The 24,766-nt window shown below is 39.9% G+C and carries 20 protein-coding genes; 7 read left to right on the forward strand and 13 right to left on the reverse strand.

The genetic code is table 11. The annotated features are described in order from the left end of the window. Positions 1 to 189: 189 nt before the first annotated feature. The 6 genes from LEPBI_RS03310 to LEPBI_RS03335 form a co-directional block, all read right to left on the reverse strand. Positions 190 to 1,896, reverse strand: coding sequence for a hypothetical protein (locus LEPBI_RS03310; RefSeq protein ID WP_012476141.1), 1,707 nt, complete (start codon positions 1,894 to 1,896; stop codon positions 190 to 192). After that, the gene (gene polA / locus LEPBI_RS03315; RefSeq protein WP_012387693.1) at positions 1,883 to 4,711 is read right to left on the reverse strand and encodes a DNA polymerase I; all 2,829 of its coding nucleotides are present in this window, start codon (positions 4,709 to 4,711) and stop codon (positions 1,883 to 1,885) included. Before polA ends, LEPBI_RS03310 begins: the two co-directional genes overlap by 14 nt. Next, on the reverse strand, positions 4,708 to 5,814 hold the full coding sequence (locus tag LEPBI_RS03320) for a glycosyltransferase (RefSeq protein WP_012387694.1): 1,107 nt from the start codon (positions 5,812 to 5,814) through the stop codon (positions 4,708 to 4,710). Before LEPBI_RS03320 ends, polA begins: the two co-directional genes overlap by 4 nt. Before the next feature lies 1 nt (position 5,815). Continuing rightward, positions 5,816 to 6,418, reverse strand: coding sequence for an ATP-binding protein (locus tag LEPBI_RS03325; RefSeq protein ID WP_226992870.1), 603 nt, complete (start codon positions 6,416 to 6,418; stop codon positions 5,816 to 5,818). A gap of 93 nt (positions 6,419 to 6,511) precedes the next feature. Continuing rightward, a complete protein-coding gene (gene gltX, locus LEPBI_RS03330; protein ID WP_012387696.1) occupies positions 6,512 to 8,065 on the reverse strand; it encodes a glutamate--tRNA ligase in 1,554 nt (517 codons plus the stop codon). After that, positions 8,062 to 8,934, reverse strand: a complete 873-nt coding sequence (locus tag LEPBI_RS03335; RefSeq protein ID WP_012387697.1) for a hypothetical protein — start codon at positions 8,932 to 8,934, stop codon at positions 8,062 to 8,064. Before LEPBI_RS03335 ends, gltX begins: the two co-directional genes overlap by 4 nt. A gap of 80 nt (positions 8,935 to 9,014) precedes the next feature. Between LEPBI_RS03335 and LEPBI_RS03340 the strand changes: the two genes are divergently transcribed. The 3 genes from LEPBI_RS03340 (at position 9,015) to LEPBI_RS03350 (ending at position 14,584) form a co-directional block, all read left to right on the forward strand. Then, complete coding sequence (locus tag LEPBI_RS03340) at positions 9,015 to 10,385, forward strand: DNA gyrase subunit A (RefSeq protein WP_012476142.1); 1,371 nt, start codon at positions 9,015 to 9,017, stop codon at positions 10,383 to 10,385. A gap of 6 nt (positions 10,386 to 10,391) precedes the next feature. Then, positions 10,392 to 12,518, forward strand: coding sequence for a toprim domain-containing protein (locus LEPBI_RS03345; protein WP_012387699.1), 2,127 nt, complete (start codon positions 10,392 to 10,394; stop codon positions 12,516 to 12,518). 167 nt (positions 12,519 to 12,685) lie between these two features. Beyond that, positions 12,686 to 14,584, forward strand: coding sequence for a serine hydrolase domain-containing protein (locus LEPBI_RS03350; protein WP_226992871.1), 1,899 nt, complete (start codon positions 12,686 to 12,688; stop codon positions 14,582 to 14,584). A gap of 96 nt (positions 14,585 to 14,680) precedes the next feature. On the opposite strand, the gene LEPBI_RS03355 is transcribed toward LEPBI_RS03350, so the two are convergent. Genes LEPBI_RS03355 through LEPBI_RS03365 form a run of 3 tightly spaced genes read right to left on the reverse strand, consistent with a single transcriptional unit; the run spans position 14,681 to position 16,419 of the window. Further along, on the reverse strand, positions 14,681 to 15,142 hold the full coding sequence (locus LEPBI_RS03355) for an LEPBI_I0682 family protein (RefSeq protein ID WP_012387701.1): 462 nt from the start codon (positions 15,140 to 15,142) through the stop codon (positions 14,681 to 14,683). A gap of 12 nt (positions 15,143 to 15,154) precedes the next feature. Further along, positions 15,155 to 15,550: a hypothetical protein gene (locus tag LEPBI_RS03360; RefSeq protein WP_012387702.1), complete on the reverse strand. Its 396-nt coding sequence runs from the start codon at positions 15,548 to 15,550 to the stop codon at positions 15,155 to 15,157. 59 nt (positions 15,551 to 15,609) lie between these two features. Then, positions 15,610 to 16,419: a nucleoid-associated protein gene (locus LEPBI_RS03365; protein WP_012387703.1), complete on the reverse strand. Its 810-nt coding sequence runs from the start codon at positions 16,417 to 16,419 to the stop codon at positions 15,610 to 15,612. Between the two features lie 26 nt (positions 16,420 to 16,445). Between LEPBI_RS03365 and LEPBI_RS03370 the strand changes: the two genes are divergently transcribed. After that, complete coding sequence (locus LEPBI_RS03370; protein WP_012476144.1) at positions 16,446 to 18,503, forward strand: Lnb N-terminal periplasmic domain-containing protein; 2,058 nt, start codon at positions 16,446 to 16,448, stop codon at positions 18,501 to 18,503. Positions 18,504 to 18,603: 100 nt separating this feature from the next. On the opposite strand, the gene LEPBI_RS03375 is transcribed toward LEPBI_RS03370, so the two are convergent. The 3 genes from LEPBI_RS03375 to LEPBI_RS03385 are packed head-to-tail and all read right to left on the reverse strand — an operon-like array spanning position 18,604 to position 21,144. Beyond that, the gene (locus LEPBI_RS03375) at positions 18,604 to 19,944 is read right to left on the reverse strand and encodes a DUF445 family protein (protein WP_012387705.1); all 1,341 of its coding nucleotides are present in this window, start codon (positions 19,942 to 19,944) and stop codon (positions 18,604 to 18,606) included. Between the two features lies 1 nt (position 19,945). Further along, positions 19,946 to 20,719 (reverse strand): SDR family NAD(P)-dependent oxidoreductase, encoded by a 774-nt coding sequence (locus LEPBI_RS03380; RefSeq protein ID WP_012387706.1) that lies wholly within the window; start codon positions 20,717 to 20,719, stop codon positions 19,946 to 19,948. Beyond that, entirely contained in the window at positions 20,716 to 21,144 is a 429-nt protein-coding gene (locus LEPBI_RS03385; protein ID WP_012387707.1) for a GNAT family N-acetyltransferase, read from the reverse strand. Before LEPBI_RS03385 ends, LEPBI_RS03380 begins: the two co-directional genes overlap by 4 nt. Before the next feature lie 50 nt (positions 21,145 to 21,194). Here LEPBI_RS03385 and LEPBI_RS03390 point away from each other — a divergent pair, with 50 nt between their 5' ends. Both LEPBI_RS03390 and LEPBI_RS03395 read left to right on the forward strand, forming a co-directional pair. Continuing rightward, the gene (locus tag LEPBI_RS03390) at positions 21,195 to 22,112 is read left to right on the forward strand and encodes a tetratricopeptide repeat protein (protein ID WP_012387708.1); all 918 of its coding nucleotides are present in this window, start codon (positions 21,195 to 21,197) and stop codon (positions 22,110 to 22,112) included. A gap of 11 nt (positions 22,113 to 22,123) precedes the next feature. Next, positions 22,124 to 23,050 carry a DNA-processing protein DprA gene (locus LEPBI_RS03395; RefSeq protein WP_012387709.1) on the forward strand — a complete coding sequence of 309 codons (927 nt, stop codon included), beginning with the start codon at positions 22,124 to 22,126 and terminating at the stop codon, positions 23,048 to 23,050. Here the strand turns inward: LEPBI_RS03395 and LEPBI_RS03400 are convergent. Next, positions 23,040 to 24,074, reverse strand: a complete 1,035-nt coding sequence (locus LEPBI_RS03400; protein ID WP_012387710.1) for a calcium/sodium antiporter — start codon at positions 24,072 to 24,074, stop codon at positions 23,040 to 23,042. The two genes, LEPBI_RS03395 and LEPBI_RS03400, sit on opposite strands and share 11 nt — an antisense overlap. On the opposite strand from LEPBI_RS03400, the gene LEPBI_RS03405 reads away from it, so the two are divergent. Further along, on the forward strand, positions 24,073 to 24,714 hold the full coding sequence (locus LEPBI_RS03405; RefSeq protein WP_041769623.1) for a hypothetical protein: 642 nt from the start codon (positions 24,073 to 24,075) through the stop codon (positions 24,712 to 24,714). The genes LEPBI_RS03400 and LEPBI_RS03405 overlap by 2 nt on opposite strands. Positions 24,715 to 24,766 lie beyond the last annotated feature (52 nt).

The following is a 24,766-nucleotide window of genomic DNA, read 5'->3' on the forward strand; positions in this document are numbered from 1 at the left end:
CGATTATGTGACATTCCAGTGAAATTCCAGGAAAGAATGTCGATTCTGTAGCATTACAAATCGGTGACACAAAGGATTTGATTCGTTTCAAAAAAGGGAACGAAGGAACAAAAACAAACAATCTCGATTGTATCTCTAATCTTGAAAAATGAGTGTGCCTTAAAATGTAATCTTGTAAAGAAATTTATTTCAACGAAATTTCATTTCACATTTCCAATCCACCTTGGGATTTGTCATGGTAGATTTCCAAAGAGAATACCTTAGTTTGATTGATTGGTAATCCTTGTCTAATGGCACCGCCAAATACCCATTCCACGAACATGGTTTTACATTGGATAAATTGATCACAAAACCCGGGTGGAACTTTTGGTTGAAAATGAGCAGTTGGTTTTTGGAAAGGGGACCGAATGTATACGTATCTGGTTCCCAATCGATCGGTTGGATTTTTTGGTAAGATGGGTATAAATAGAATTCACCATGGTATTCTTTATTTTGAATTGATTGATTGTGATGGTAAAAGGTTAGATTTTCATAAATGTCTTTTGTGCTAAGGTTGTTTCTCAGAGCTGGTAACATTTGTGAGTCTGATCCATAGTTGGGAACTGAGTTTACCGTGATGGGAAAGGTTTCCTTGTTTTGGATATTGAGAATGGGAGGATTTAAAACAAAAATTTCAGGGAGATACTTTGTATTCATCCTTCTTACATCCAATGTATGATAGGTGAGTGACAAAAAAAGAAATGCGGAAAAATGAACCTTGTATGGTTCACGAAATTGGTCGTAAAATGTTTGAACCACCAACGCCAAACACCAAACAAATAAAAAGGCAACACTGAGACTCCACCGTGGATACACTCTCTCCCATGAATAAATGGGAAACTGTTCTAAAATCGTAGCGGGCGAGAACCAATTCCCTTTTCCAAACATAATCCAAATAGTGACCACCAAAAGGAGAAGAACAAACCACAGTTTTCGTTTCGTAAAAACAAGCAGGGGTAAGCAGTAAAGGAGAAGTTGCCCTAAATAATTTCCGTATTCCCAGAAGCGGTATTGCATTTTGGAAAGGGATTGGGAAAGCAGAGGGTGCTGGGATGATCCAAAAAAAATAGAATAGAGATCGGAAAGGTTTAATGGGAATTGGTCAGGGACAAAATACCGACCGACGTGATGGACAAAGAGAAACATCGGAACCCATTTAATGGAGAGAACCAAAAGCAAAAAAAAGCTAGTCAAAATGAAACGAACGAAAGATTCTTTTTTCCTCTCCGAAATAAAAATTTCCCGACCACTCAATAAAAAAATGAGAAACGCCCCTTGTGTGAGAGTGTAAATGGCACCTTCAGATAACAGGATATAGGTGATAAGAGTCGTAAAAGCGAATATCAGATAATTTTTATTTTGTATCAAATACAAAAAATAAAAGATCAGAGCCGGTAAAAACAAACCTTGGGTTTGGTTCAGATGGCCCGCATAAAATTTTTGGAAAAAATAACCTGAAAATTGGAACAGGCAAACAAACAAAATGGAAATCAACCAATTTGTTTTGTTATAAATTTGAAAGGCATGGAAGTTTAAAATCCCTGAAAGGCCAAAGTAAAAGAGAAAACTAAATTTCAAAGCGAAAAGAGACGGGAAGAAGATCGCAAATAGATGGGTGAAACTTCCGATTTTGCTCGTTGGGTTTTCCCATACTGGAAACCCAGCACCATAATACGGATTCCATAATGGAAAACTACCAAACTCTAAATACGATTTTCTTAAAAACTCTACATGAAAGGTGTATAAATCCCAATCAAATTTTCCTAAGAGATCACCTGTTTGAAAAACCTGAGGAAAATTCCAAAGGTAAAGAACAAAGAAGAAAGTTAGACCGAAATACGGCCTAATGCGCTTCATCCCAATTTCCACCAAACTTCCCTTGTACGACGATTGGTACTTTGAGTTTCATAGCAGATTCCATTTCTTCTTTTGCCATTTGGAAAAATTCTTTTTTTTCTTTTGGGTCCACTTCAAACACAAGTTCATCGTGTACTTGTAATAATAGTTTGGAACGAAACGATTCCTTTTTGATTTTTTCATGAATCTGTATCATCGCGATTTTGATCATATCCGCCGATGTACCTTGGATTGGGGAATTGATGGCAACTCGTTTGGCACCTTCACTCACCATTTTATGTGAGGAATGGATGTCGGGGAGGTAACGTCTTCGACCAAGAAGAGTTTCCACATAGCCATTTTGTTTGCAGAATTCTACAATTTCTTCCATGTAGGTGGCGACACCTTTATAGGCGGCAAAGTATTTCTCTATAAACTCTTTTGCCTCTTTGCGACTGATCCTTAAATTATTGGATAGGCCAAAGGATGTGACTCCATAAATCACAGAAAAATTAACAACCTTTGCTTTGTTTCGCATATCCGGTGTTACCTGGTCTTCTGGCACACCAAAAATCCCTGCAGCAGTTCGTTTGTGAATGTCCGCACCAGAATTGTAGGCATCAATCATATTGGGATCATTGGAAAAATGCGCCATGATTCGTAGTTCAATCTGGCTATAATCAAGTGATAAGATCTCATACCCTTTTTTGGCGATAAATCCTTTTCTAAGTAATCTTCCTTCCTCATCTTTGATAGGAATGTTTTGTAGGTTTGGATTGGTAGAAGACAAACGCCCAGTTGCCGCAATGGTTTGGTTGTAACTTGTATGAATTCGTTTGGTTTTTGGATTCACAAGTAAAGGCAATGTGTCTGTATAAGTGGATTTTAATTTTGAAAATTTACGGATCGAAAGTAAATCATCGATGATAGGATGAGTTCCCTGTAAAGACTCCAAAACGGAATGGTCTGTGGAGTATCCCGTTTGTGTTTTTTTTTCAGCTGGTAGGCGTAAGTCTTCAAATAATACCGTTTGTAATTCTTTCGTAGAATTGACGTTAAACTGCCTTCCCGCATAAAAATGAATGTTCTTTTCATGTTCTTTGATTTTGGTATCAAATGTACCAGACAATGATTCAAAGTATGATTTATCGACTGCAATCCCTTCAAATTCCATGTCTGCCAAAGTGAGTAAAACTGGCATTTCCATCTCATAAAATAATTTTTTATGAATGTTCTCGTCCATTTTGGGGGAGAGAACATTGTGAAGTTGTAAGGTGATGTCAGCGTCTTCACAAGCATACTCTGATACTTTATCTGGATCGATATCATATAGGTTTTGTTTCTTTTTGCCTGTTCCAACTAACTCTTCGTATGTGATTGTTTTGTAGTTGAGGTAATCAACTGCCATATCATCCATATTATGCCTTCTTTCCCCTGGGTTTAAAAGGTAAGAAGCAAGCATGGTATCAAAATAAATTCCTTTTAATTCTATCCCATAGTTTTTGAGAACGAGAAGGTCATACTTTATATTTTGACCAATCTTTTTCCAATTGGAATCTTCTAACATTGGTTTTAGGATCTTCAGTGATTCTTCAGCCGAAGGGAGAAGGTGGCTATATATGGATTCGGAATGAGAGAATGCAATGTAATAGGCAACACCAGGCTCTTCTGAAAAAGAGATCCCGAGTAACTCGGCCATCATTGGATCTTGGGATGTTGTTTCTGTATCAATTGAGATGGGTTTTTTGGAATTTAGTTTGGAGACTATTTTTTTTAGTTCATCGATGGATTGGATCCGTTTGTATGATTTTTTAGCGACCACTGAGGTGGCGGCATCAGTTTTTCCTTTTTTGGATCCATCTGCAGATGCTTCGGTGTTCGATTCTTTTTTTCCCTTGGTGGTTTTTTTAGAAGTCTCTGATTCTTCTTTTGCATCACCATCACTGACAATGGGAATCCCTGCTTGTTTTGCTAAATCGCGGTGAAGGACATTATACCCTTCATCCTTGAAATACTGCACTTTTTTCGGATCGTAATAATTTGGAAGTTTTAGGTCAGATTTTTTGATATCAAGTTTGAGATTGGTGACAATGGTTGCCAGCTTCCGTGATAAAAATGCATTTTCTTTATCAGCGATAAGTTTATCGATGAGGGATTTGTTTTTGACCTTATCAATTTTTTTATAAATGGTTTCCAAATCTCCAAATTCTTGGATGAGTTTGGCGGCACCTTTTTCACCAATCCCTTTGACACCAGGGATATTATCTGAAGCATCACCAAGTAAAGCCATGTAATCGGTTACTTGTTCTTTGGTGATACCAATATTGGTTTTGACCCATTTGGGATCTATTTTTTCAAATTCGGATACACCTCGTTTCCCACGTAACATATGTATGTTTTTGTCCAAAACTTGGTATAAATCTTTGTCACTAGACAAGATCACGATTTCTTCAAAATCCTTTCCAAATTTTTTACATAAGGAACCAATGATATCGTCTGCTTCGATCCCATTGATTTTGTACATAGGAAATTCAAGAGCTTGTAACATCTCATATATCTTTTGAATTTGAGGTTTTAAATCCTCAGGCATCGGTTTTCTGTGAGCTTTGTATTCTTCATAAAGATCGTTTCGTTCCAATCTTGTGCCTGGGTCAAAGGTGAATGCAATATGAGTCACATGTTCATCTTGTAGGAGTTTGAACAACATCCTCCAAAATCCAAAAATGGCACCACTAGGAAGACCTGTTTTGGAATTGGTTAAATTAGAAGCGGCAAAGGCAAAATAAGCTCGGAATGCAAGGGCATGTCCATCAATGATTAAAAGTCTTCCACTCATTTCCCTTCTCCATACAATGAATCACCTAAAAAGGAATAATAGATGAGTTTGGTTTTATCGATTGTTTTGGTAACTGAAAATCGTTTCACAGATGTTTTATTAAAATTACCAAATTGATTTCGTAGTTCTTCAGACGAAACCAGTTTATCAAGTCCTAATGCAATGGATTCTGAATCACCCACAGGGCATACAAACGCACCTTCATTATGGTCTAACATCTCTCCAATGCCACCACCATTGGTCGCAACAATTGGTAAGGAACAGGCCATTGCATCAAGTACTGCTGTCCCAAGGCCTTCTTCTTTGGAAGTGAGTGTGAAAATATCGAATAAAGAAAGTAAGGCGGGAATGTCTTTTCTGTAACCTGTAAATATAATTTTATCGTTTAGGTTTAAACCTTCCGCTTGGCTTTTTAGTTTTTTTTCTAATTTCCCTTCCCCAACTATCATGAGTCGGAAATCAATATTTGTTTTCATCTTGGAGATGGCAGAGATCAATGTTTCTTGGTCTTTGTGATCCACAAGTGCCGCCACATTTCCAATCACCACAGCTTTCTTCGGAATGTTGAATTCCTCACGTAAGTATTCGTGCGGAGTTTGTTTCGTGAATCGTTTCAAATCAATTCCGGAATAAACAGTGATGATCCTTTCTGGTGCAATTTTACTGCTCATCATCACTTCTTTGATTTTTTGTGAGACTGGCAGGTAATAATCGTTAGCTGGGTGTTGGTATTTCCATCTTGAAAAAAAACTATTTTTGGGTTTAAAATCAACCCTTCTAGAAACGATCAACGGGATTTTGAGATGGTTTCGTTTGGCTAGTAAGGCTAGGGTATGCGCATGGGCCGTGTGAGTGTGGATGAGTTTGATATTGTTGGATAAACAGAGAGATCGAATATTCTTATATGCTTTTCTATCCCATTCACCTCGCATCTCAATGGGATAAAAAGTATACCCATTGTCCTTACATTTTGTTTCTAAGGGAGAACCAGGTTGGCCAACAACCATTTGTGGAATTTTGTAATTGGCTAAACCTTGTACGAGATAATAAAGCTGTTGTTCGCCACCGCGCCATTCGCGAGATGTGTTGATATGTAAGATCAAATTATAAGTGTTTGGAACGGTCGTATTCGAGTGCGATGATGGAGCCCATTACTTTGAACCCCGCCGGAGCTTCGTCTACCATTCCTTCTCCGTGAAACATTACTTTAACGGAGTCCATCATGGCATTGATTATTTTCAATCCTTTTCCCATGTTCTTATGTTTTTGGTCGGAACCATTATAAGGAAGGGTATCTGGTTTTTTACTTTGGTGGTTTTTGATATGATCGAGGAAGGTAGAAAAACATTGGGATTGGTTTTGTCGTAGTAATTCTTTATCGTTATCAGGAACAGGAGACTCACCTGATAGTCCTGAACCATAATCCAATATGTACAAAGTGAACTTTGCGGAATCAATCCGCCATCGGCAGATGATGGTTTCATCACAGTCACAGGATACATTGGCAGCCACGGCATTGGTCAGCGCTTCATCAGCGGCGAGCTCGATTTGTATGATGTTATCGAAGCTAAATCCATTATCTAACAAAGTTCGTTTGAGTTCCTGTCGGAACTGTTTGACAGAAGACATATCGGGAGGTAAAAACATGGCGTACGAACCCGGTGATGGGCTTAACAGATAGGGAATCACTTCAGATGGTGCTGTCAATGGCCGCCTTTTCCTCTCTCTCATCATATTACACGATGCGAAGTGAGAAAAAAAGTCAAAAATACCCGAAAACCGAACGAATCTGTAAAAAATTTACCTAAGCGAAATGCCTAAGATGCCCGCCAATTGTTCCATCCGTTTGACCATCTTTTCCTGACCGAGTAGGCTAAAGAGAATCGGAAGCTCCAATCCATGGGATTTCCCAGTTGTGATGGCTCGGATCGGCATAAAAAGAGTTCGTCCCTTTTCTCCCGTGATTTCGCCCACTTTTGCCATGGATTCCTTATAGGCATCTGGAGTGGTAAGTGAGCTCTCCTTGACAATGCGGTAAAACTCTGCGACCACTTCCTTCCCTTTGCCTTCGAGCACCAATTGTTTGGCTTCATCGTTTTCAAAGGACAGGTTTTCCAAAAAGAATTCCTCAATATAAGGAGGGGCTTGGATGAGTCGGTCCAAATACACACGTACCGAATCTAAGATGGAAAGGAGTTGTGGGTTCTCTCCTGACTTGAAGGCTTCCGGAATTTGGCAGTCTTTTAAAAAAGGTTCTAATGCTTTGCCAAGGGTTTCAATTTTTGTGTCACGGATGTATTTGTTCGACATCCAATTGAGTTTGGATTTAGGGTTTAGGTATTCGGCAAGACCAAGGATCGTGAGTTTATTAAAATCAACGGATTCTTTTTCTTCTTCTTTTAGTTTTTTGAAGACATCAAAGGTAGCAGGGGACTTCGAGCAGCGTTCCACATCAAAAACAGAACACAACTCTTCATCACTCATGTATTCTTTGCCGTCAGGAGAAGTCCAACCAAGAAGAGCCATATAGTTTCGCATGGTTTCGCTGGAGTAACCTAAATCACGGAAGGCAAGAACGGAAGTGGCACCGGCACGTTTGGAAAGTTTTTTTCCATCAGTGCCTACAATTTCACTGGCATGAGCAAATCTTGGGAGTGGGAATCCAAATGCTTCAAAGATTAAAATTTGTCTAGGAGTGTTAGAGAGATGGCCCACACCACGAATCACGTGTGTGATCTTCATCAACGCATCATCGATCACCACAGCATAGTTATATGAAGGAAATCCATCCGATTTGACTATGATAAAATCACCAATGAGTTTGGATTCAAATTTCACTTTCCCTTGGATCATATCATCTACGATGACAATTTTGTGTGGTGTTTTGAATCGAACCGTAAAGGGAATTTTTTTCTCGAGTTGGGAACCTATTTCTGCATCGGACAGATCAGAACATTTTCCATCATAGATGTAAGGAATTCCCATGGCGTCGGCTTGTTTTTTTTTGCCTTCGAGTTCTTCCGCTGTACAAAAACAACGGTATGCTTTTTTTTCTTGGATCAGTTTGTCAGTGTATTCTTTGTAGATGTGAATTCGTTCTGATTGCGTGTACGGTCCGTTGGGTCCACCCACACCAGGACCTTCGTCCCATTCCATACCCAACCATTTAAGAGATTCTAAAATGATTTTAAAAGATGCTTCCGTGGATCTGTCTTGGTCAGTATCTTCGATGCGTAGTAAAAATTTTCCCTTTTTGGCCTTGGCATACAAATAATTGAATAAGGCAGTCCTTGCTCCTCCTACATGAAGGAATCCGGAGGGGGATGGGGCAAAACGGGTACGAACTTCTGTCATTTCATTTCCTCTTTGAGTAAAAAATCTCCCATTCGTTTATAACCAAATGGTTCCTTAGTTTTGGTTGTGAGACCATTGGTATAGGGAGGAACAAAGTATAATTGTAGGTTGTTTTCTTTAAAAATGGGTTTGAAAAACAGTTTGTCGGGTTCTGTTTCGTTCCACTCAAAACTCAATTGGTGGTAATCATAATGAGTCGAAGTATGTTCTGTAACAACTGTTTGGTTGTTAATTTTAGTGTATGTACTCGAAGAAGTGAAAAATTGATTAGATCCAAGATTGTGAGACCATCGATTTTCTCCACCAATTTCAGAACGATTGCCTTCTTCCAGAAGTGTGGCTGTATCGCCACTCAACTCAAATATTTCCAATTCATCAATGGATGATTTGTTTTCTTTATATGCAATTTGATTTTGAAGGAGTGATTCAATTGTATCACCTTTGGTTTCTTTAAAAAACGAGTCTTTGTAGACAAAGATGATTTTTTTTTCAGACTTATCTCTTTGGAATTTTCCAACCTTTCGGTTCCAAATGAGTTTGTAGGATTCTACTGTTTCATTCCCAAACTCAGAATTGATTTTTGTGATAAAACTTGGATCATACGCAATGAAACTAAACTCGATTTTTTCCACATATCCCGTGGATTTTCCTGGTTCCCATTGGATACATCGGTAGTGCGCAGAGCCATCACGAAAGAAAGTCGTATTCATTTTTCTTGGTGATTTGAGAAAGAGAATTGAGGCTGGGATTTCAGACTTTGGGTCTCTCGAAAGGAGAGAATTTAGGTTTTGGCAACTCCATCCAGAAAAAAAAATCAAGAACCAGATAAGCCAATGAAAACGGGAGTATTCTTGAGTTTGTGGGGACATAGATAGGTGCGTATCGCCAGTCTAAAAAGGGAAAACCGCTTGACAAGTCAATTCATCGCACCCCTGTGTCATTTGGAACCATGAAGAACGAAGAACAGTATCCGAAACGCCCCTTTGAAGACCAAGTAAACGACGACCAAAGGAAATACTCCCGATATGTGTGCGATTCGAGAGCCATACCGCAAGAAATTGATGGCCTAAAGCCTGTTCAGCGACGAATTCTATGGGCTATGTGGAATTCAGATGCAAGAAACCGTCATACAAAAACAGTAAAAGTCGCGGGGCTTGCGATGGGATACCATCCACATGGAGACAGATCCATCCAAGATGCTCTTTCCCAAATGGCACAAGACTTTGCCTTTGCGAATAATTATCCTTTGGTACATGGAGAAGGAACTTTTGGTGATGTCCTTGATCCCAATGCAATTGCATCCCCTCGTTATACAGAAGTCAAACTTTCTGACTTTGCAAAAGACTTAGGTTTTTTTGAAAGTTTGCCTGACATTGATTATGTAAAAAACTACGATGAAACAGAAGACGAACCCATTCATTTTGTAGGAAAGGTTCCTGTCGTTTTACTCAATAACATCCAAGGGATTGCAACGGGTTTCCGTTGTTTTATTCCAGCTCATAAACTGAGTGATGTGATCGAATCCCAAGTCACTTATTTAAAAACTGGTAAACCAAAAAAGATCACTCCATGGTACAAAGGGTACGGTGGAGAAGTGAAATTGTCAAAAAATGACAATGGAAACACTGTGATGTCCACCACATTCGGATTCAAAAAAGAAGACGGGAAATTGTATCTTGTTGATTCTCCGATGAATTGGAACCGAGAAAAAGTGGTGAACTACTTAGATGATTTGATTGAAAGAAAAGACAATTGGTTGAAAGACTACGTGGACCATTCCAGCCAAACCTTCAAAATCGAACTCATTGCTAAAAAAGGCGAAGAACCATCCGAAAAAGAAATTAAAGAACTTTTTACCAAAGAAAACAATGAAGTGCTTACAATCAACGTCATCACTCACGAAGGAAAACTTCGTAACTTTGGTCCAGAAGAGATCATCAAACGGTTTTGTGATTTCCGTAAAACCCATCTCATCCGTCGTTTCAAACGATTGGCGGGACTTGAAAAAGAAAAAATTGATCGAAACTCAGAACTCATTCGCTTCATCAAAGAAAGATGGAACGAAAAAGTAACAGGGATTAAATCCAAAAAAGAATTTGAAGATAAGTTAAAAGCAGCCAAGTTCGTCTACTTCGAATGGTTGAGTTCCATTCCCGTTTATAGAATGACTTTGGAAGAAGTTCGTAAATGCGAAGATGCGATCGTGGAAGCAAAAACCAAATACACCGAATACACAACCTTACAAAAAGATGATAAAAAACTCACTGGTTTTATGACCGATGAGTTAGATGAACTGAAGAAAAAATGGGATCCGAAATAAATATCTATGGCTCAAAAAACTGAAAAAACCTCAGGAAATTCGCGAAATTTTAAAAAATTATCTCACGTAGAACACGTTCGCATGCGGACAGGGATGTGGCTTGGCCAAAACTCTTTGTCTACCTTTGAACAACATTTTTTCAAAAGAGACAATGCCGGAACGTACGAAGTGTCCCATGAGGAACTATCAGACATTCCAGCTAAAATCAAATGTTTAGATGAAGCTTGTATGAACTGCGTGGATGAATATCGCAAAAACCTAAACGATAAAGCCATTCCCGAAAAAGACAAAATGAACAAACTCATCGTTCAATTGTCTACAGATCGCAAACGAGTGACCATCCAAGACAATGGTCGTGGAATTCCTGCCGACAATGCGGAAGGGGTTTACCTCCACTTGATGTATGGAGAAAACTTTGATGATTTAGCGAAAGAAGACCACGTAGCAGGACAAAATGGTGTGGGGATCTCACTCGTTCGTATGGTCTCTTCTTTCTTTCGAGTCAAAACCATCAATGGTGGCAAAGCATACAAAAAGATGTTTAGCATCCATGATGATGTAAAAAAAGTCATTCGCAGTTTCAAACTTTCAAAAGAAGATACAGAACGTGTTCACTTATATTATGATGAACATGGAACCTTTGTGGATTGTCCTTTGCTTTCCGCAGACCAAATCAAACAACTAAAAGCACCTTGCGACAAAACAGGGATGACCGCCGTTGTAGAAACAGCCAAAAAAGAAGACCACGGGACTACGGTGGAATTTGAACTCAATTCTGCATACTTTAACAACCTGGATACTTCCTTTAACATCAACTTGGTGAAACAATACTTACAAGACATCGCAATGTCTAATCCTGGTTTGGAAGTGGTTTTTATCCACAAAACAGGGAAAGAAAAGTATAAATTCAAAAAAGGTTTTGATGAGATTTTTAGTAACTCTGAGATGGTTTACTATAAATTAGATTATTCTGATAAGGCTTCCGCTTCACAAATCCATATGGATACGTATGTGGTTGTGGGCCAAAACAAAAACCTAACTTGGGTAAACTCAATTTTTTGCCCTCAAGGTGGATCTGCCATTGAGTATTTGGAAAACAGGCTTTGTGATGAGATCCGTAAAAAATCTCAAATTGTCAGTTTAGAAAAAAAACTGAATACACAATGCACTCGTAATGATGTCAGAAGTTGTTTTCACATGTATGTGAACCTTCGGATCCTAAACCCTCGCTTTAAATCCCAGGACAAGTCTTATCTCATCAATGATTTGAATGAAGACATCCGTAAGTCCGTTGACAAACATTTGGACAAACTTTTGAAAAAAACTGGCCTCATCGAAGAAATTAAGATGGTGATGGAGCGCAGAACCCAGATGAAACAGCTCGAGGATGCGCAGAAAGGCCTCCGTAAGGCGTCCCGGAACAATATCCCTAAGCTGATGCCTCCGACAGGCAAACCAAACGATCCAGGCCGAATTCTCTTCGTAGCAGAAGGGGACTCGGCGATTGCGGGACTACGTCCAGCAAGGAATCCTAAATTACACGGACTTTTCCCACTTCGAGGGAAACCACTCAATTGTAAAGGGATGTCTCTTGCCAAGGCATTACAAAACGAAGAGATGAAAAACATCGTCGCCATTGTGGGCCTTCCTCTGGACCAAAAAGTAAAGTCCATTGATGAACTGAACTATGACAAAATTAGTATCATCACCGATGCGGATTTTGACGGGTATGCAATTCGTTCCCTAATGTTATCTTTCTTTTACGAGTATTGGCCAGAGCTCTTTGAGTTAGGTTTTATAAATATCTCTGCGGCACCATTGTATGAAGTGGATGTGAAGTGGAAAGATGCCAAAAAAGAAACTGTTTTCTGTATTGATGACTCCGACTACGACAAGTTAGTTGCACGAGTCAACAAACAAGGTGCGGAAATCACTCGTAAAAAACGGAACAAAGGACTTGGAGAAACAGGGAAAGAAGCCATGAAGTATGCTGTGGATCATTGTATGACCACGATCACCATTGGTAACAAAAAAACTGCCAAAACCACCCAAGACTTATGGTTCCATAAAGATTATGCAGAAAAACGTAGGGAAGCCATTTCCGAATACTCGATGAGTGTGATCCAAGACTAAAACAGATTGCCACTCCTCTAGAATCGTTCCAACAAACAGAGTCCAGACGAAAGGACTCGATTGTTGTTCTTTCTCTTTTGCATAGCGATCACTCCCCAATCCGTAGGTTTGGGGAGTTTTGTTTTTTATGGGCTTGTTCCAGGATCGAATCCTTTTTTTCTTGGGGTATGAAATCGAAGAAAGTGCAAAAGATTCATTCTCATCACAAAAAGGAAACCGAATCCTTACCAAAAATAAACCCTTCCCGAATTGAATCTGTAAAGGCCAAAGCCAAAACCAAATCTCCGAATCTCGATCCCATTTTCCCTTTCCGACTCATCTTTGTATTTTTTTTCACACTGCTTATCCAATGCCAAACCAGTGGAGATTCATCTCTTCCCCTCGCCACACAAAAGAAAAACCAAATCCATAAGGAAATTGTATCGAAATGGGAATCCCTTTCACCTTCATCGATCAAATCCTTAACCTATCTTTACATTATGGGAGATGGAGAAGTCCATTCAGGTCAAATTGGGAATCAGACGGAAGGCAAAGTGGATCGTTTTAAAATTGGGAGCATTTCAAAACTATTCACAGGGATAGCGATCTTGCAGTTACAAGACTCCGGTAAACTCAAGTTAGATGATCCTGTATCCATTTATCTCCCTGAAATCAAAATGGTAAAACCAAAAATACAAGGTTACCGTGAAATCACCATCCGCGACCTTTTGACCCACCAGTCAGGCCTTCCTTCGGACTTGGCCAAGGGATTTTTTTTACCACCAGATGCCAAAGAAGAAACCATCTTAGAATCCTTTCGAGCTTTACCAAATTCTCTTGCCAGTATGGAACGAAATGAACCTGGAAAAATTCACTCCTATTCCAATTTAAGTTTTGGTCTTTTGGGGAATATCATTGAACGCTCGTCAGGTGAACCGATCGAAGTTTATTTCCAAAAACATATCTTTGAAAAGGCGGGGATGAAACATACGACCTTACTTGAGTCCTTACCAAATTCCGAATTGATTTCTGGGTATTCCGGTTTGTTTTGGAAAACCCAAACCATCCGTCCTGTGATCCGCGATTTGACAGCGGGTTCCATATCGACAACGGGAGAAGATATGGGTCTTTTTATGAAGGCATTTTTTAAGAGTAAAGAAAACAAAGGCCTTTTCAGTTCAGAGAGTTTTGAAGAATTCCACAGGTCACAACCTGGCCCCACCTCCAATTTTGACATGAAACTTGGGTTACCCGTTCTCAAAACAAGTTACGAAGCAGATGGCAAAATCATTTGGTTTTATGGACATTCCGGATCCTTGCCTCCATTTTTTGCTGACTTAATTTATGATCCCCAAACAGAAATTGTATCCTTTGTTGCTGGCAACACTCTTGGACTCCAAACTGGAAGTTTAAAAGAAACCAACACAAAGGTGATGGAGCTATTATGGGAAGAAAGAATGGGGCTTCGTCCAGAACCAAGTCCGCTTCCTACACCACAAAACAAAGAATTAGTGAAAGGAGAGAATGGTTTTTACATCTCTCCTTTTGGAATCCATGAATACAAAGAGGGAACTCCACCTACTCTCAGTTTAACGGGGTTTGATCTGGGCCTTGTGGAAAGGGAAAAACGATATGGCATCGATTTGCGAGTGTTTTTTGGCCTCATTAAAATCAATGATCCTCAACTGAACGAAATTCGGATCGAATTTGAATCTTGGGAAGGGAATCCCATCTTTACATTGTATTCCAAAGGTTTGCCAAAAGGAACAGCCGGGATTGGTGTGAAATTTCTCCCAGACCATAAGTTCCCTGATTCCCAATTTTTTGGAACCTTTGTGACAAAAGAACCCTATGCCATTGTTCCCAAACTCAAATTGGAAAAAGACAAACGTGGATTTCCGTTATTAACGATCTACTATATGTTAGGTGGAATGGAAAATACAATCCAAGTCCCTTGCCAATGGGAAGGAGGGAAAACTCTTCGTATTTTAGGCTATGGTAGGAATTTGGGGGAGCGGATCGAACTTCGTGAAAAGGATGGAAAATCAATACTTTTGTATTCAGGTGGGGAGTATGAAAAGGATTGAATATAAAAAAAGCGGAGAGTTTCATCTCCGCTTTCTCATTGATTGGAACCTCTTGTTTAGAACAAAAAGATTCGTTTCAACTAACGATTGGTATCGTTATTTTTTTGCTGTAACAGAAGGACCAGTTAAGTTTGCAGTTTTTCCTGAAACTGTGACACAAACATCCGGAAAGAGAAATCCGTCAACCTGTGTAGTTGTTTTCATTTCAAACAATACATCCCCATCGGTTTTCTTCAATGCACGGTGAATCGCCGCTGCTTTTACAGAATAGTTAGGAGAAGTTGCTTTATATGCATAATAAACCCCACTTGTAAATCCTGTTAGAAACCACTCAAAAAGTGAGAGTTCTGGCATTTCATCATTCATATTGATACCTTCATGATTGAACCAACCTAACTCATAGTTACAAGCTTTTGCAGATGTTTCTTGTCCAACATCGTAAGCTGCTGCAGCTAAAGGCAAAGTTGCTACTCCGGTTGAGTATCGAGAGGAGCTAGCAGTTTTACAGTTCATCATGATGAATGTAACTGAAAGTAGAACAACAATGATTTTTTTCATGTGCGCTCTCCCTTATTTCACAGGGCCAGTTTTTAAAGTGACTGCTTTTGCCTTAACCGTAACACAAGTACTAGAAGCAATGAAGTAGTTTGTAGATTCATACTCAAATCTTGGGTTTACAAGGTAGTTTGCACCTTCTACTTTAGAAATTGCGTCAAAGATCGCTTGTTGTTGAAGTGGGTCTGGTGTGAAAGCAGTTGATACAAATCCACTTTTGTTTGTAATACCAGTAGGGAAAATTAAGAATCTTCCACCACAAGATTTACCAGTTGTGTCACCGCTGATTGTGTAGTCTGCAGGAGCAAGAGCTACTGTTTCAGTGTGTAAGCCAGGGAAAGTTTTTGTAGTTGATGAGCAATTAGCAACGAACGCTACTGCTGCGATTAAAAAAAGTAAACTTTTTTTCAAGTTGAGTTCCTCCGAGAGACTAAGATTAGATACACGGTTATGAATCAGTCAAACAAATTCTAGATTTGTTCCCCAATTTCTTTCCAAATTTTTTGGAAGTTGCGAGTGCGGTCTAGGTAATTGTAGCGGTTATTCTGCAGTTCTTTTTGTTTTGATTCTAAACCTTCCACGTGTAAAACGGTCTTTGTTTCCATTTGGACCCAAACTAGCAAAAGTTTTGCTCTGACCCCTGCCATACAACCCCAGTCTTGCCCATTGAACCAACCGGCATTATGTGAGTAGGCGTATTGGATGATCGGAACCAGTAAAACCCCTTTTTTCCCTTTAAAATCAGCATTAGAAGAGACTGTCAGTTGTGGGATTTCGTTTGGGATATTGACATTGTCTGAACCCTCGTCTGCTACTTTGGTGAGATCCCTTTCAAACTGGATTTGGAATGATTTGGAAGGTTGGAATATGGTAAATTTCTGATAGGTTTTGAACTTGTTTGTCACGATGGATCGGACATAATTTACGGATTCCCCCTTAACCCCTGTTTCGTTTAGGAACTCGATTTGTTTGGTGACCACTTGTTCCCCCCAAATCGTTTTTTCGCGCGCGATTCCCCCTGAAAAATTGAGATCCCCCACAAACAGGTTTTTGTTGAAGATTTCCTTTTTGTTTGTGATGGGGATGAGGTCTTTTAAAAGAAAAATTTCTTCCGAAACAAAAAGTTCGGACTCGCCGAATGCTGGCAAACGGGTCAATGCAGAGCTTGCCGATCGGCAAGTCCAGAGAAAGGAAAGGAGAAGTAAAAGAAAAACAGGTCTTAGAGTGATCATTTCTGCTATTTCTATGCCGATGGACGGAATCAAAAAGCATTTTTTCATTTTGGCCTCTTCGGGAATTCTGACTTGTGCCTTGGAAAAAATGGGAAATAGGGAGGATCGTTTTTTTTGGAATCTATCTAAGCGTTTCCATTTTTGATATCCTTGCCAATCCAAAACCTGTTTGGGAAAGGGAAGCAAAATCCATGAAAGTTTGGGGTGGGCATACACCCACAAACGAATCTGATCAAAACTTATTACAGTCTTTACTGGATAACCCGAGTGTTAGGCGGCTTGGCTTTCATCCCGAATGGCTTGGACTTCTCCATTATAAACTTGTTGGAAAGGAAACCTACAAGAGCCAGGTGAAGGGATCATTGTTTTTTTTTGATGAAGACGGAGAAAACAATCCAACAAAGGAATTAGAGGCGACCCTTCGCAGTTTTTTGCTTGAGACACCCATTCCGGAGGGACAAATGCATCCCATTTGTTCCTTTCCTGCTCGGTACCAGTTCATAAAACGAATGTTTGGTGTTGATTTACAACATAAAAATGGAATTCGATGTGAACGGTTTGAACAATGGAAAGAGTCCTTAAATGTGGATTCTGTTTCCATTGTGTTTGCTTCTTATTATATGATGGCGCCAGCTTCTGTGTTTGGTCATACCATGGTGAAGTTCAATCAAAAATCCAATTCCGAAAATGATTCCGAAATTTTAGACTATGCGGTGAATGTGGCAGCCGATGTGCCAGAGACAGATCCCTTTCGGTATGCCTTTTACGGACTGTTTGGTGGCTACAAAGCAAAGTATACCTTGTTTCCTTATTACTTAAAGGTGAATGAATACAATGATTTAGAAAACCGAGACTTGTGGGAATACCGTTTGTCTCTGAAGCAAAATGAGTTGGACCTACTTCTAACCCATTTATGGGAATTGTCCCGGGGAGAATTTGATTATTATTTTTTAAATGCAAATTGTGGAACCTTTCTTGTGGAATTATTGGATGTCGTAAAACCAGAATTGAATTTGAAATCAAAGTTAGGTGCCGTTGTCAGTCCAGTGGATACGATTAAAATTTATACAAACACTGATGGATTGGTTGTCAGTGAAAAATACCGACCATCCTTATATTCGGAAATTGTAAATTTGGTAAAGGAGATGGATCCCGAGGAAAAAAAAGTATTTTGGAAGATTTTGGATGAACAACCAAACCAAACTTTAGATTTTACATCCTTGGAACCAGAGGGAAAAAAGATCCGAACTGCGCTGGTACTCGATGCCTATTTGCTTACAAACCGTTACCAAAAATCAAAATCCCAAAATTTAACTGAAAGTCAAAATATCAATTTTCAAAAAGCACTCGAAGCCCGATCGAAATTTCCTAGTGTCTACGATACAACACTTTTGAAGGAAATTCCCACTCCACCAGAAGGTTCCCATCCCAAATCGAGGGTGAGCTTGGGAGGAGGTAGTTCCAATTTTGGAAATTTTTTAGAATGGAAGTATCGGTTTGCCTACCATGATTTATTGAATCAGTCAAAAGGATCACCACCAAACAGTGAATTGGTGTTTTTTGATGCTGCACTTCGCCAATACGAAGGGAAACGATTGGAATTCACTTCTTTCACACTTGTACGGTTGGTTTCCCTTACCCCTTACAATGCCATCTCCAAACATTGGTCCTATCTTTTGGATTTAGGAATCCAAACAGCTCTCATCAAAAACAGGCAGAATGTTTGGTTTCGGGAAGGAATGGAAATTGAAGAGAAGCCTTGGCAGAGAAAACAGGTTCCGAATTTGGATGTGGCTTTCGGATGGACGTTTTCAGATGAATTTTCGAAAACAAAGGAGAGATGGGGGAGTGTATCGTTTCTTATGGGATTCAAATCGCAATTCCATCCCTTTTGGGATTTTGGTGGGCGGTATGGGCCAAATGTCCAAACGATCTACCAAAAAGAATGGGGAAACTGGAAGTTGTTAGGTGGAATACAATTCCAACATTATGTGAGCCAAACTCCAGAAAATTTATTACTTTCTAGTATCAGTTTGCGGTATCTTTTCTCCGATGTTACGGAACTAAGATTGGAAATGAAACAGGATCCAGTTTACCAAGAAGCAAACGGATCCTTTTTGTATTTATTTTAATCTAAATCATCCATGTAACAGTAGTTTTGTTTACGACCAATCGATTCCAATTGCATCCTGGAACCCACCTTATTTTGGATCAAAAAAACATGGCAAGTTTTCAAACTGTTTCTTTTGGTTCACCAAACCGTTTTTGGTTTCGGTAGTGGGCAAAGTAGGTGATGAGTACAAGAGTTCCCACAGGTACAGCAAAATAAATATGAACCTGGATGAGTCCTGCAATCATTCCGAGGATTCCACCTAAGAATTGTATGACGACAAGATTCCCACCCGTGTTGTCGAGAATCATTTTTTCTAAATCATCAGTGTCTAGTGCCATCACTCGTTCTTCGACAAGAGCCGTCACGTTGATGTTGTGGACAAACTTTTCAATATTGGTTTTGAGATAGGTTTTTCCTTCTTCACTATTCATAAACTCAAGAAGGCGTTTTTTTACCCAATCTACCGCACGAAAAAAGTTTTTTTCAATTTCTTCCCAATTATTCGGATCATCTAAATAGGCTTGCAAGCGTTCGATGCCGGAAGGTAATAGGTTTTGTCTCGCATAATCACCACTTGCCTCTAACCAGTTGGAAATTTTACCCGTAATGAATTCTTGGGTTTCCTTCGAATTGAGTCTTTCTTGTAATCCTGCCATCATATCATCCATCATTTTCATGAACTGATCCGATGTTTCAGGGTCTTTGACAAATCGTTCTAAAAGTTCACGAATGGCATCTTCGTTGAAGGAAAATATTTTTTTCACACCAATCCCAATTTTACCAAGCGTACTTCTCGTTTTTAAATATTCTTCAAGCCCTTCGTTCAGGAGGTTTGCGAGCTTCGGCATCTCTTCAAGTAAAACCACACGAAGTTGTTGCCCAAGTTCTTCTCGATTTGTTTCTTCCGTTAAGTAATACGTTAGGCGGTTTCGAGTGTATTCCCAAAGTTTTTGGACTTCCTCTGGGCGTTCTGCCATTTTTTTCATTGTCTCTTCTGAAAAATCAAAGATGACTTCTAAAATTTCTGGCCCACGTTCTTTTAACATGGAGATGATTTTTGTGACTAGGATGGTACGGATTTCGTCGTTGTGAATGGCTTCATCAATTTCTTTGACTATTTTTTGAATGCCAGTCTCCACCAAGTTCCTTTCATAAATATAAGCAAGGATGATATCGGGATGGAGTAAGTTACTTTGGATACTTTCGCCGAGTGATTTGGCAATTTTGGATTTGTTTTTGGGAACAAGTCCTGACCAACCTAGCACCTTACCATGTTTTGGTTGGAATAACATTTTGATTGCAAGGAAATTTGTATAATATCCTACCATCCCCGCCATGAGTACGACAAAGATTGCGTTGATCCAAACATTCCCTTCGTAGTATACCTGGAATCCTCCACATATAACAGAAGATAGTACAAGAAGTCTGCGATACCAAGTATCTAGTTTAGCGACATCCATCTTATTCCTCTTCTAGTTTCAAATATCGGCCACTCAGTTTTCGTAAAAAACCTCTTGGGATCAATTCTGATACAGTAATGGCACCTTGGTTAAAACTTCCTGTGATACAAACAGCTTGGTTGTATTTGAGCGCACTTAACGACTCTTCGACGACTTCATCTGCAGTTTGCCACATAAAGGATGGGTATTTGGATTTGTTGATCCCTGCTCTTTGATGGAAATCGGAATGAGTGAGGCCTGGGCAAAGAGCCTGCACATGGATTCCGTAGTTTTTTGCTTCTTCATGAATGGATTCAGTGAATGATTTTACAAAGGCTTTGGTTGCCGCATAAATCGCACTGCCTGGTGCTGGCAGATAACCTGCGATAGACGCAACATTGATCAAAAAACCTTTTTTATTTTTTTTGAAACGATTGAGGGCTGTGTGACTGAGGTGAACCAATGTTTTTACATTCAGATTGACTTCATCCAATTCTTTGTCTAAGGGGAGGGCGGCAAATTCACCAACGGTTCCAAATCCTGCATTGTTCACTAGAACTTCCGCATCTTTGTCTTTTTCAATGAGATTTGCTAGTTCTTCCACATCCTTTTTTTTAGTGAGATCCAAAGCATAATACTTTAACATCCCTCTCGACTTTGGTTCAAGTTCGACTATCACTTTTTTTAGGTCTGCTTCTGTACGTGAAATTAAAAATACGTTATAATCTTTGCCAAGAGCCCTAACAAATTCTTTTCCGATACCTTGCGATGCGCCAGTAACATATGCATTTTTCATTCGATGGGATTCCTCTTCATTAGAACGGCAGTTGATCCGTCCGGATAATATTTTTTACGTCTCTCGAGTTCAAAAAAACCAGCAGACAAATAAAGTTTGATTGCAGGTTCATTTGATTCTTTCACTTCTAAAAAAAATTCCTTTTTAGGAAATTTTTGGAAAAGTTGTTCTAATAACTGTTTTGCGAGACCTAATTTTCTAAATTTAGGAAGTGTGGCGATTCGGAAAATTTCAATTTCCCAAGGCGTTTCACAAACTAACGCATAACATTGGATCTCTGGGTTTCCCATTCCAAAAGCCACATGGAATTCCAAATGGGTTTGGATCATTTTTTCGGTCCATTCTTCGCCCGGAAAACATAAGGATTCCAAGGTTAGGATCTCTTTGAGATGATCTTCCCCCAAGCTTCGAAAACTAAGAGACATAATCACATTTTTTTCTTTTCATCCAAAAGAAAGAAACTAAAATCGAACCGATGGGCACAAAAAACAGCAGGTTTTCGTTGGTTTCCGCACTCAAAATGGGAATGCTCTTGAGTTTGGTGTCTTTTTTCACCCACTGCGAATACTTAAAGTCTCTGACCGAATCTAGGTACCGCAAACGGATTGGGGGAGAGCCTGCTTCCGAAAAAGACATCGTCAATTGGAAGGAAAAACTGGCCTTGGAAGAAGCAGAGATTGAGGAGATGGAAAAACGGATCCGGAAGTTGGTCCAAAAATCCAATCAGTCTGCGGCTCTCTCTTGGAAAATTGCTCGGGCTTACATGAGGGCAGGTTCTGCTGATGTGGGCGTTCGGTATTACGAAGAAGCCATCTCGGAATCCATTCCCAATGCCAAACAAGGTGGATTTGAAATCCATTCGTATGAATCTGCCTTACCTTATTTTGAAAAGGCCATCCAATCGGGAAAACTGGATAAACAGTTGTTATACGAGACTGCCGTTGCCTATGCAAATGCATCCAAAGATATGGGATGGGAAGTGACGCGGAGAAGCCGAGCTATATCTTTATTCAAACAATTGGTAAAGTTGGACAAAGAGGACACTCGTTTTCCTTTCCAAATGGCATTGATTTATTTTGATTCTTCTTTGAAAGATGAAGTTTGGAATGGAAAACTAAGTAGTGGTTATGAAGAAGTTGAAATCGCATTCTCCCTTCTCGACCAAATTTTAAGGAAAGAACCTTATAATGTCCCCACTCGATTTGCAAAGGCAAATTTTTTATACCAAGTGGGAAAAACGTCTCTGGCTTATGATGAATACTCTCGCATCAAATCCATTTTGGAAGAGATGAAAGAAAAAGGTAACATCCGAGAACCATTGGAAGAAAATACATCCTACAAAAATGTTTTAAAAAATTTGAACCTACTTGGGGCCCAAAACAAATCAAACTGACCTAATCCATTGTGGTTGTTTCCATTTTGGGTCATCCCAAGGTCACCTCTTATTTACGCAAAACAAAGATTTGGCGAAGTTACAATTCCTTTCCCAACTTATACAATGATTTACCAAAATTTTTTGTTAAGGAAGATTGGGAGAGGTGGCTTTTTGAATGCCAAATCTGGGAAAAAAATAAAGACCCCAATTGGCAGTTAGTCCATTTTTATGACGAATCTTATCCCCAATTATTAAAAGAAATTTACGATCCACCGCTTGTCCTCGTTTGTTTGGGAGATCTTTCCGTATTTCAGAGAGAACTTGTTGCCATTGTGGGAACAAGAAAATCCTCTCCCATCTCCCTTGTGGCAACAAAGGCCCTGGTGCAATCGCTTGCAAAAAAAGAAAAAATGGCAATCGTCTCAGGGTTGGCACTGGGGATCGACAGACAAGCGTTTGTCTCCGCACTGGACTTAGGAGTGCCCGTCCTTGGAGTCCTTGGAACAACACTCGGTATGGAATACCCTCCGGGAAACCGAGACCTCTACAAACGGATTAAATCGGACACAAAACAGTTGTTAATTTCTGAATTTCTTATGCAAACAGAACCGGCCAAATGGACTTTTCCCAAACGAAATCGGGTGATCTCAGGTCTTTGCCAGAAGGTCTACATTTTGGAATCAGGAAAAAAATCGGGGACCATTTCCACTGCCACAAGCGCCATGGAACAAAATCGTGAAATTTTTGTTTTTGATCATCCCCATCAATTTGATAATGAGGGTGGTAAGATGTTACTACGACAAGGTGCTGGACTTTTGACTGGGGAAATGACAGAACCATCAAAACAATGGATTGAAAAAAAAATCTTGAGTTATGAGGAATGGAGAAAACAAAAATCCACCAACTTCCTATCGAAAAAGGAAGAGGTGGAGGTGAATTTCAAATTTATCCTTTGAAGATAAATCCTGCAATTGTCGCCATTGCATAAATGATGAGTAAAAACACACCAAACGGGCGTTTGATTTTGTCTTTTGAGAATACAATCCCAAGGCGGAATAAAATCAAAACGGTGAGCATGGAAGGAAAATAAAAACTGAAAAAACTCACTGGAGCTTCGAGGCCAGTCCGAGTCACAGCCGCAGCGGCACCTGAGACAAAGAGCACATTTAAAATATCAGCACCGATGATATTTCCCACAGCAAGTTCGGAGTGGCCACGCCTTGAGGCTTGGATGGCTGTCACAAGTTCTGGTAAACTGGTTCCAAAGGCAACAAGAGTGGCACCAATAATGGACTCAGGAATCGACAACCGAACCGCTGTTTCTTGGACGGAAGGGATGAGAACTTTTGAAGACAATATCACAAGGGTGATCGCCACCACTAGTTTTAACAACACAATCCAAAATGGAGATTCGTCGTATTCGGTTGTGTCATCAATCCCTGCTTCGAGTTCGCCAGGTTTTGACCTTGACCAACGGATGCTAAGGTAAATGTAAACTCCAAGTAAGATTAAAAAGACAACGCCTGTTCCTTGGTCGATCCGCCCACCTGTGGAAAAAACAGAACTAAGGTTTGACCAGGGTAGTGCAGCAAATACCAGTAAAAACCCACTGAGCACTTGGATCCAACCTTGGCGGTTCACAAGACGTTTGTCGATGTCAGGTGGTGAGATGAGAATGGCGATCCCAAGGATGAGACCTGTATCACAGATGATGGAACCCACCGCATTTCCCAGGGCAATGCCTGGATTCCCTTCGAGTGCCGCAAGAACGGAAACGGAGACTTCAGGGAGAGTGGTCCCTAAACTGACAATCGTTGCCCCAATGATCATCTTGGGTACTCCCCATCTCGTTGAAAGGGAGACGGCTTCGTCCACTAAAACATCGGCGGCTTTCCCGAGGACAAGGATGGAGCCGATGATGACGAGAATGAGTATGGGTAAGGGAAGGGTTTGAAAAGTTGCAGTCAGAAATGCATCCATGGATAAAGGTCAGAATATGGATTACTTACTTCGACTGCGACTCTTTCTTTGGCTTGGGGCTCTCGGTTTTTTTTCGCCTAGTTACGGAGAACCACGAATGCCAAAAGAACCAACCCTTCCTTCCGTACCAAACGAAGAATCGAAGGAACCAAGGAATGCGCGTGGAGACAAAGATTCAGGTGAATCTAAGGTATTGAATTTGACCCTTTGTGATGGAAGGACTGTCCGGGGTGAGTCAACTAGCGGCAGTCAAACGATCTTTTTTGAACATACAAAAGATGGAATTTTATACAAAAAAAAATTGAGCTCGAATGAACTTGATTCTATCAAAATTGATTCCTGGGAGCTCAAATTAAAACGGGAAGAAAAAAAAGGGACTACCTACGAAGCTTTACCTAAAAAAATCCGAATCCGAACGAAAAACGGAGAAGTGTTTTATAAAGAAACCGGCATTGGTGATTTAAAACTCCTCAATATCGAAATCAAAAACAATAACGGTGAAACCACACTCTTCACCTATTGGGTGGATTTAAAATTCCCGGATGGAAAGTGGTATTCTGGTCTTCCGACGATTAAAGCTGACCATTTGGTTCGGGAAGACTGTTTGAAAGATGTGGTGCGAATGATGGAATGGGAATGAAGGATAAATTCAATTGGTTGTATCGATTCGATCAATGAAAACACCGATTGCT

The organism is Leptospira biflexa serovar Patoc strain 'Patoc 1 (Paris)' (genome assembly GCF_000017685.1).
In the GTDB taxonomy this organism is placed as follows: domain Bacteria; phylum Spirochaetota; class Leptospiria; order Leptospirales; family Leptospiraceae; genus Leptospira_A; species Leptospira_A biflexa.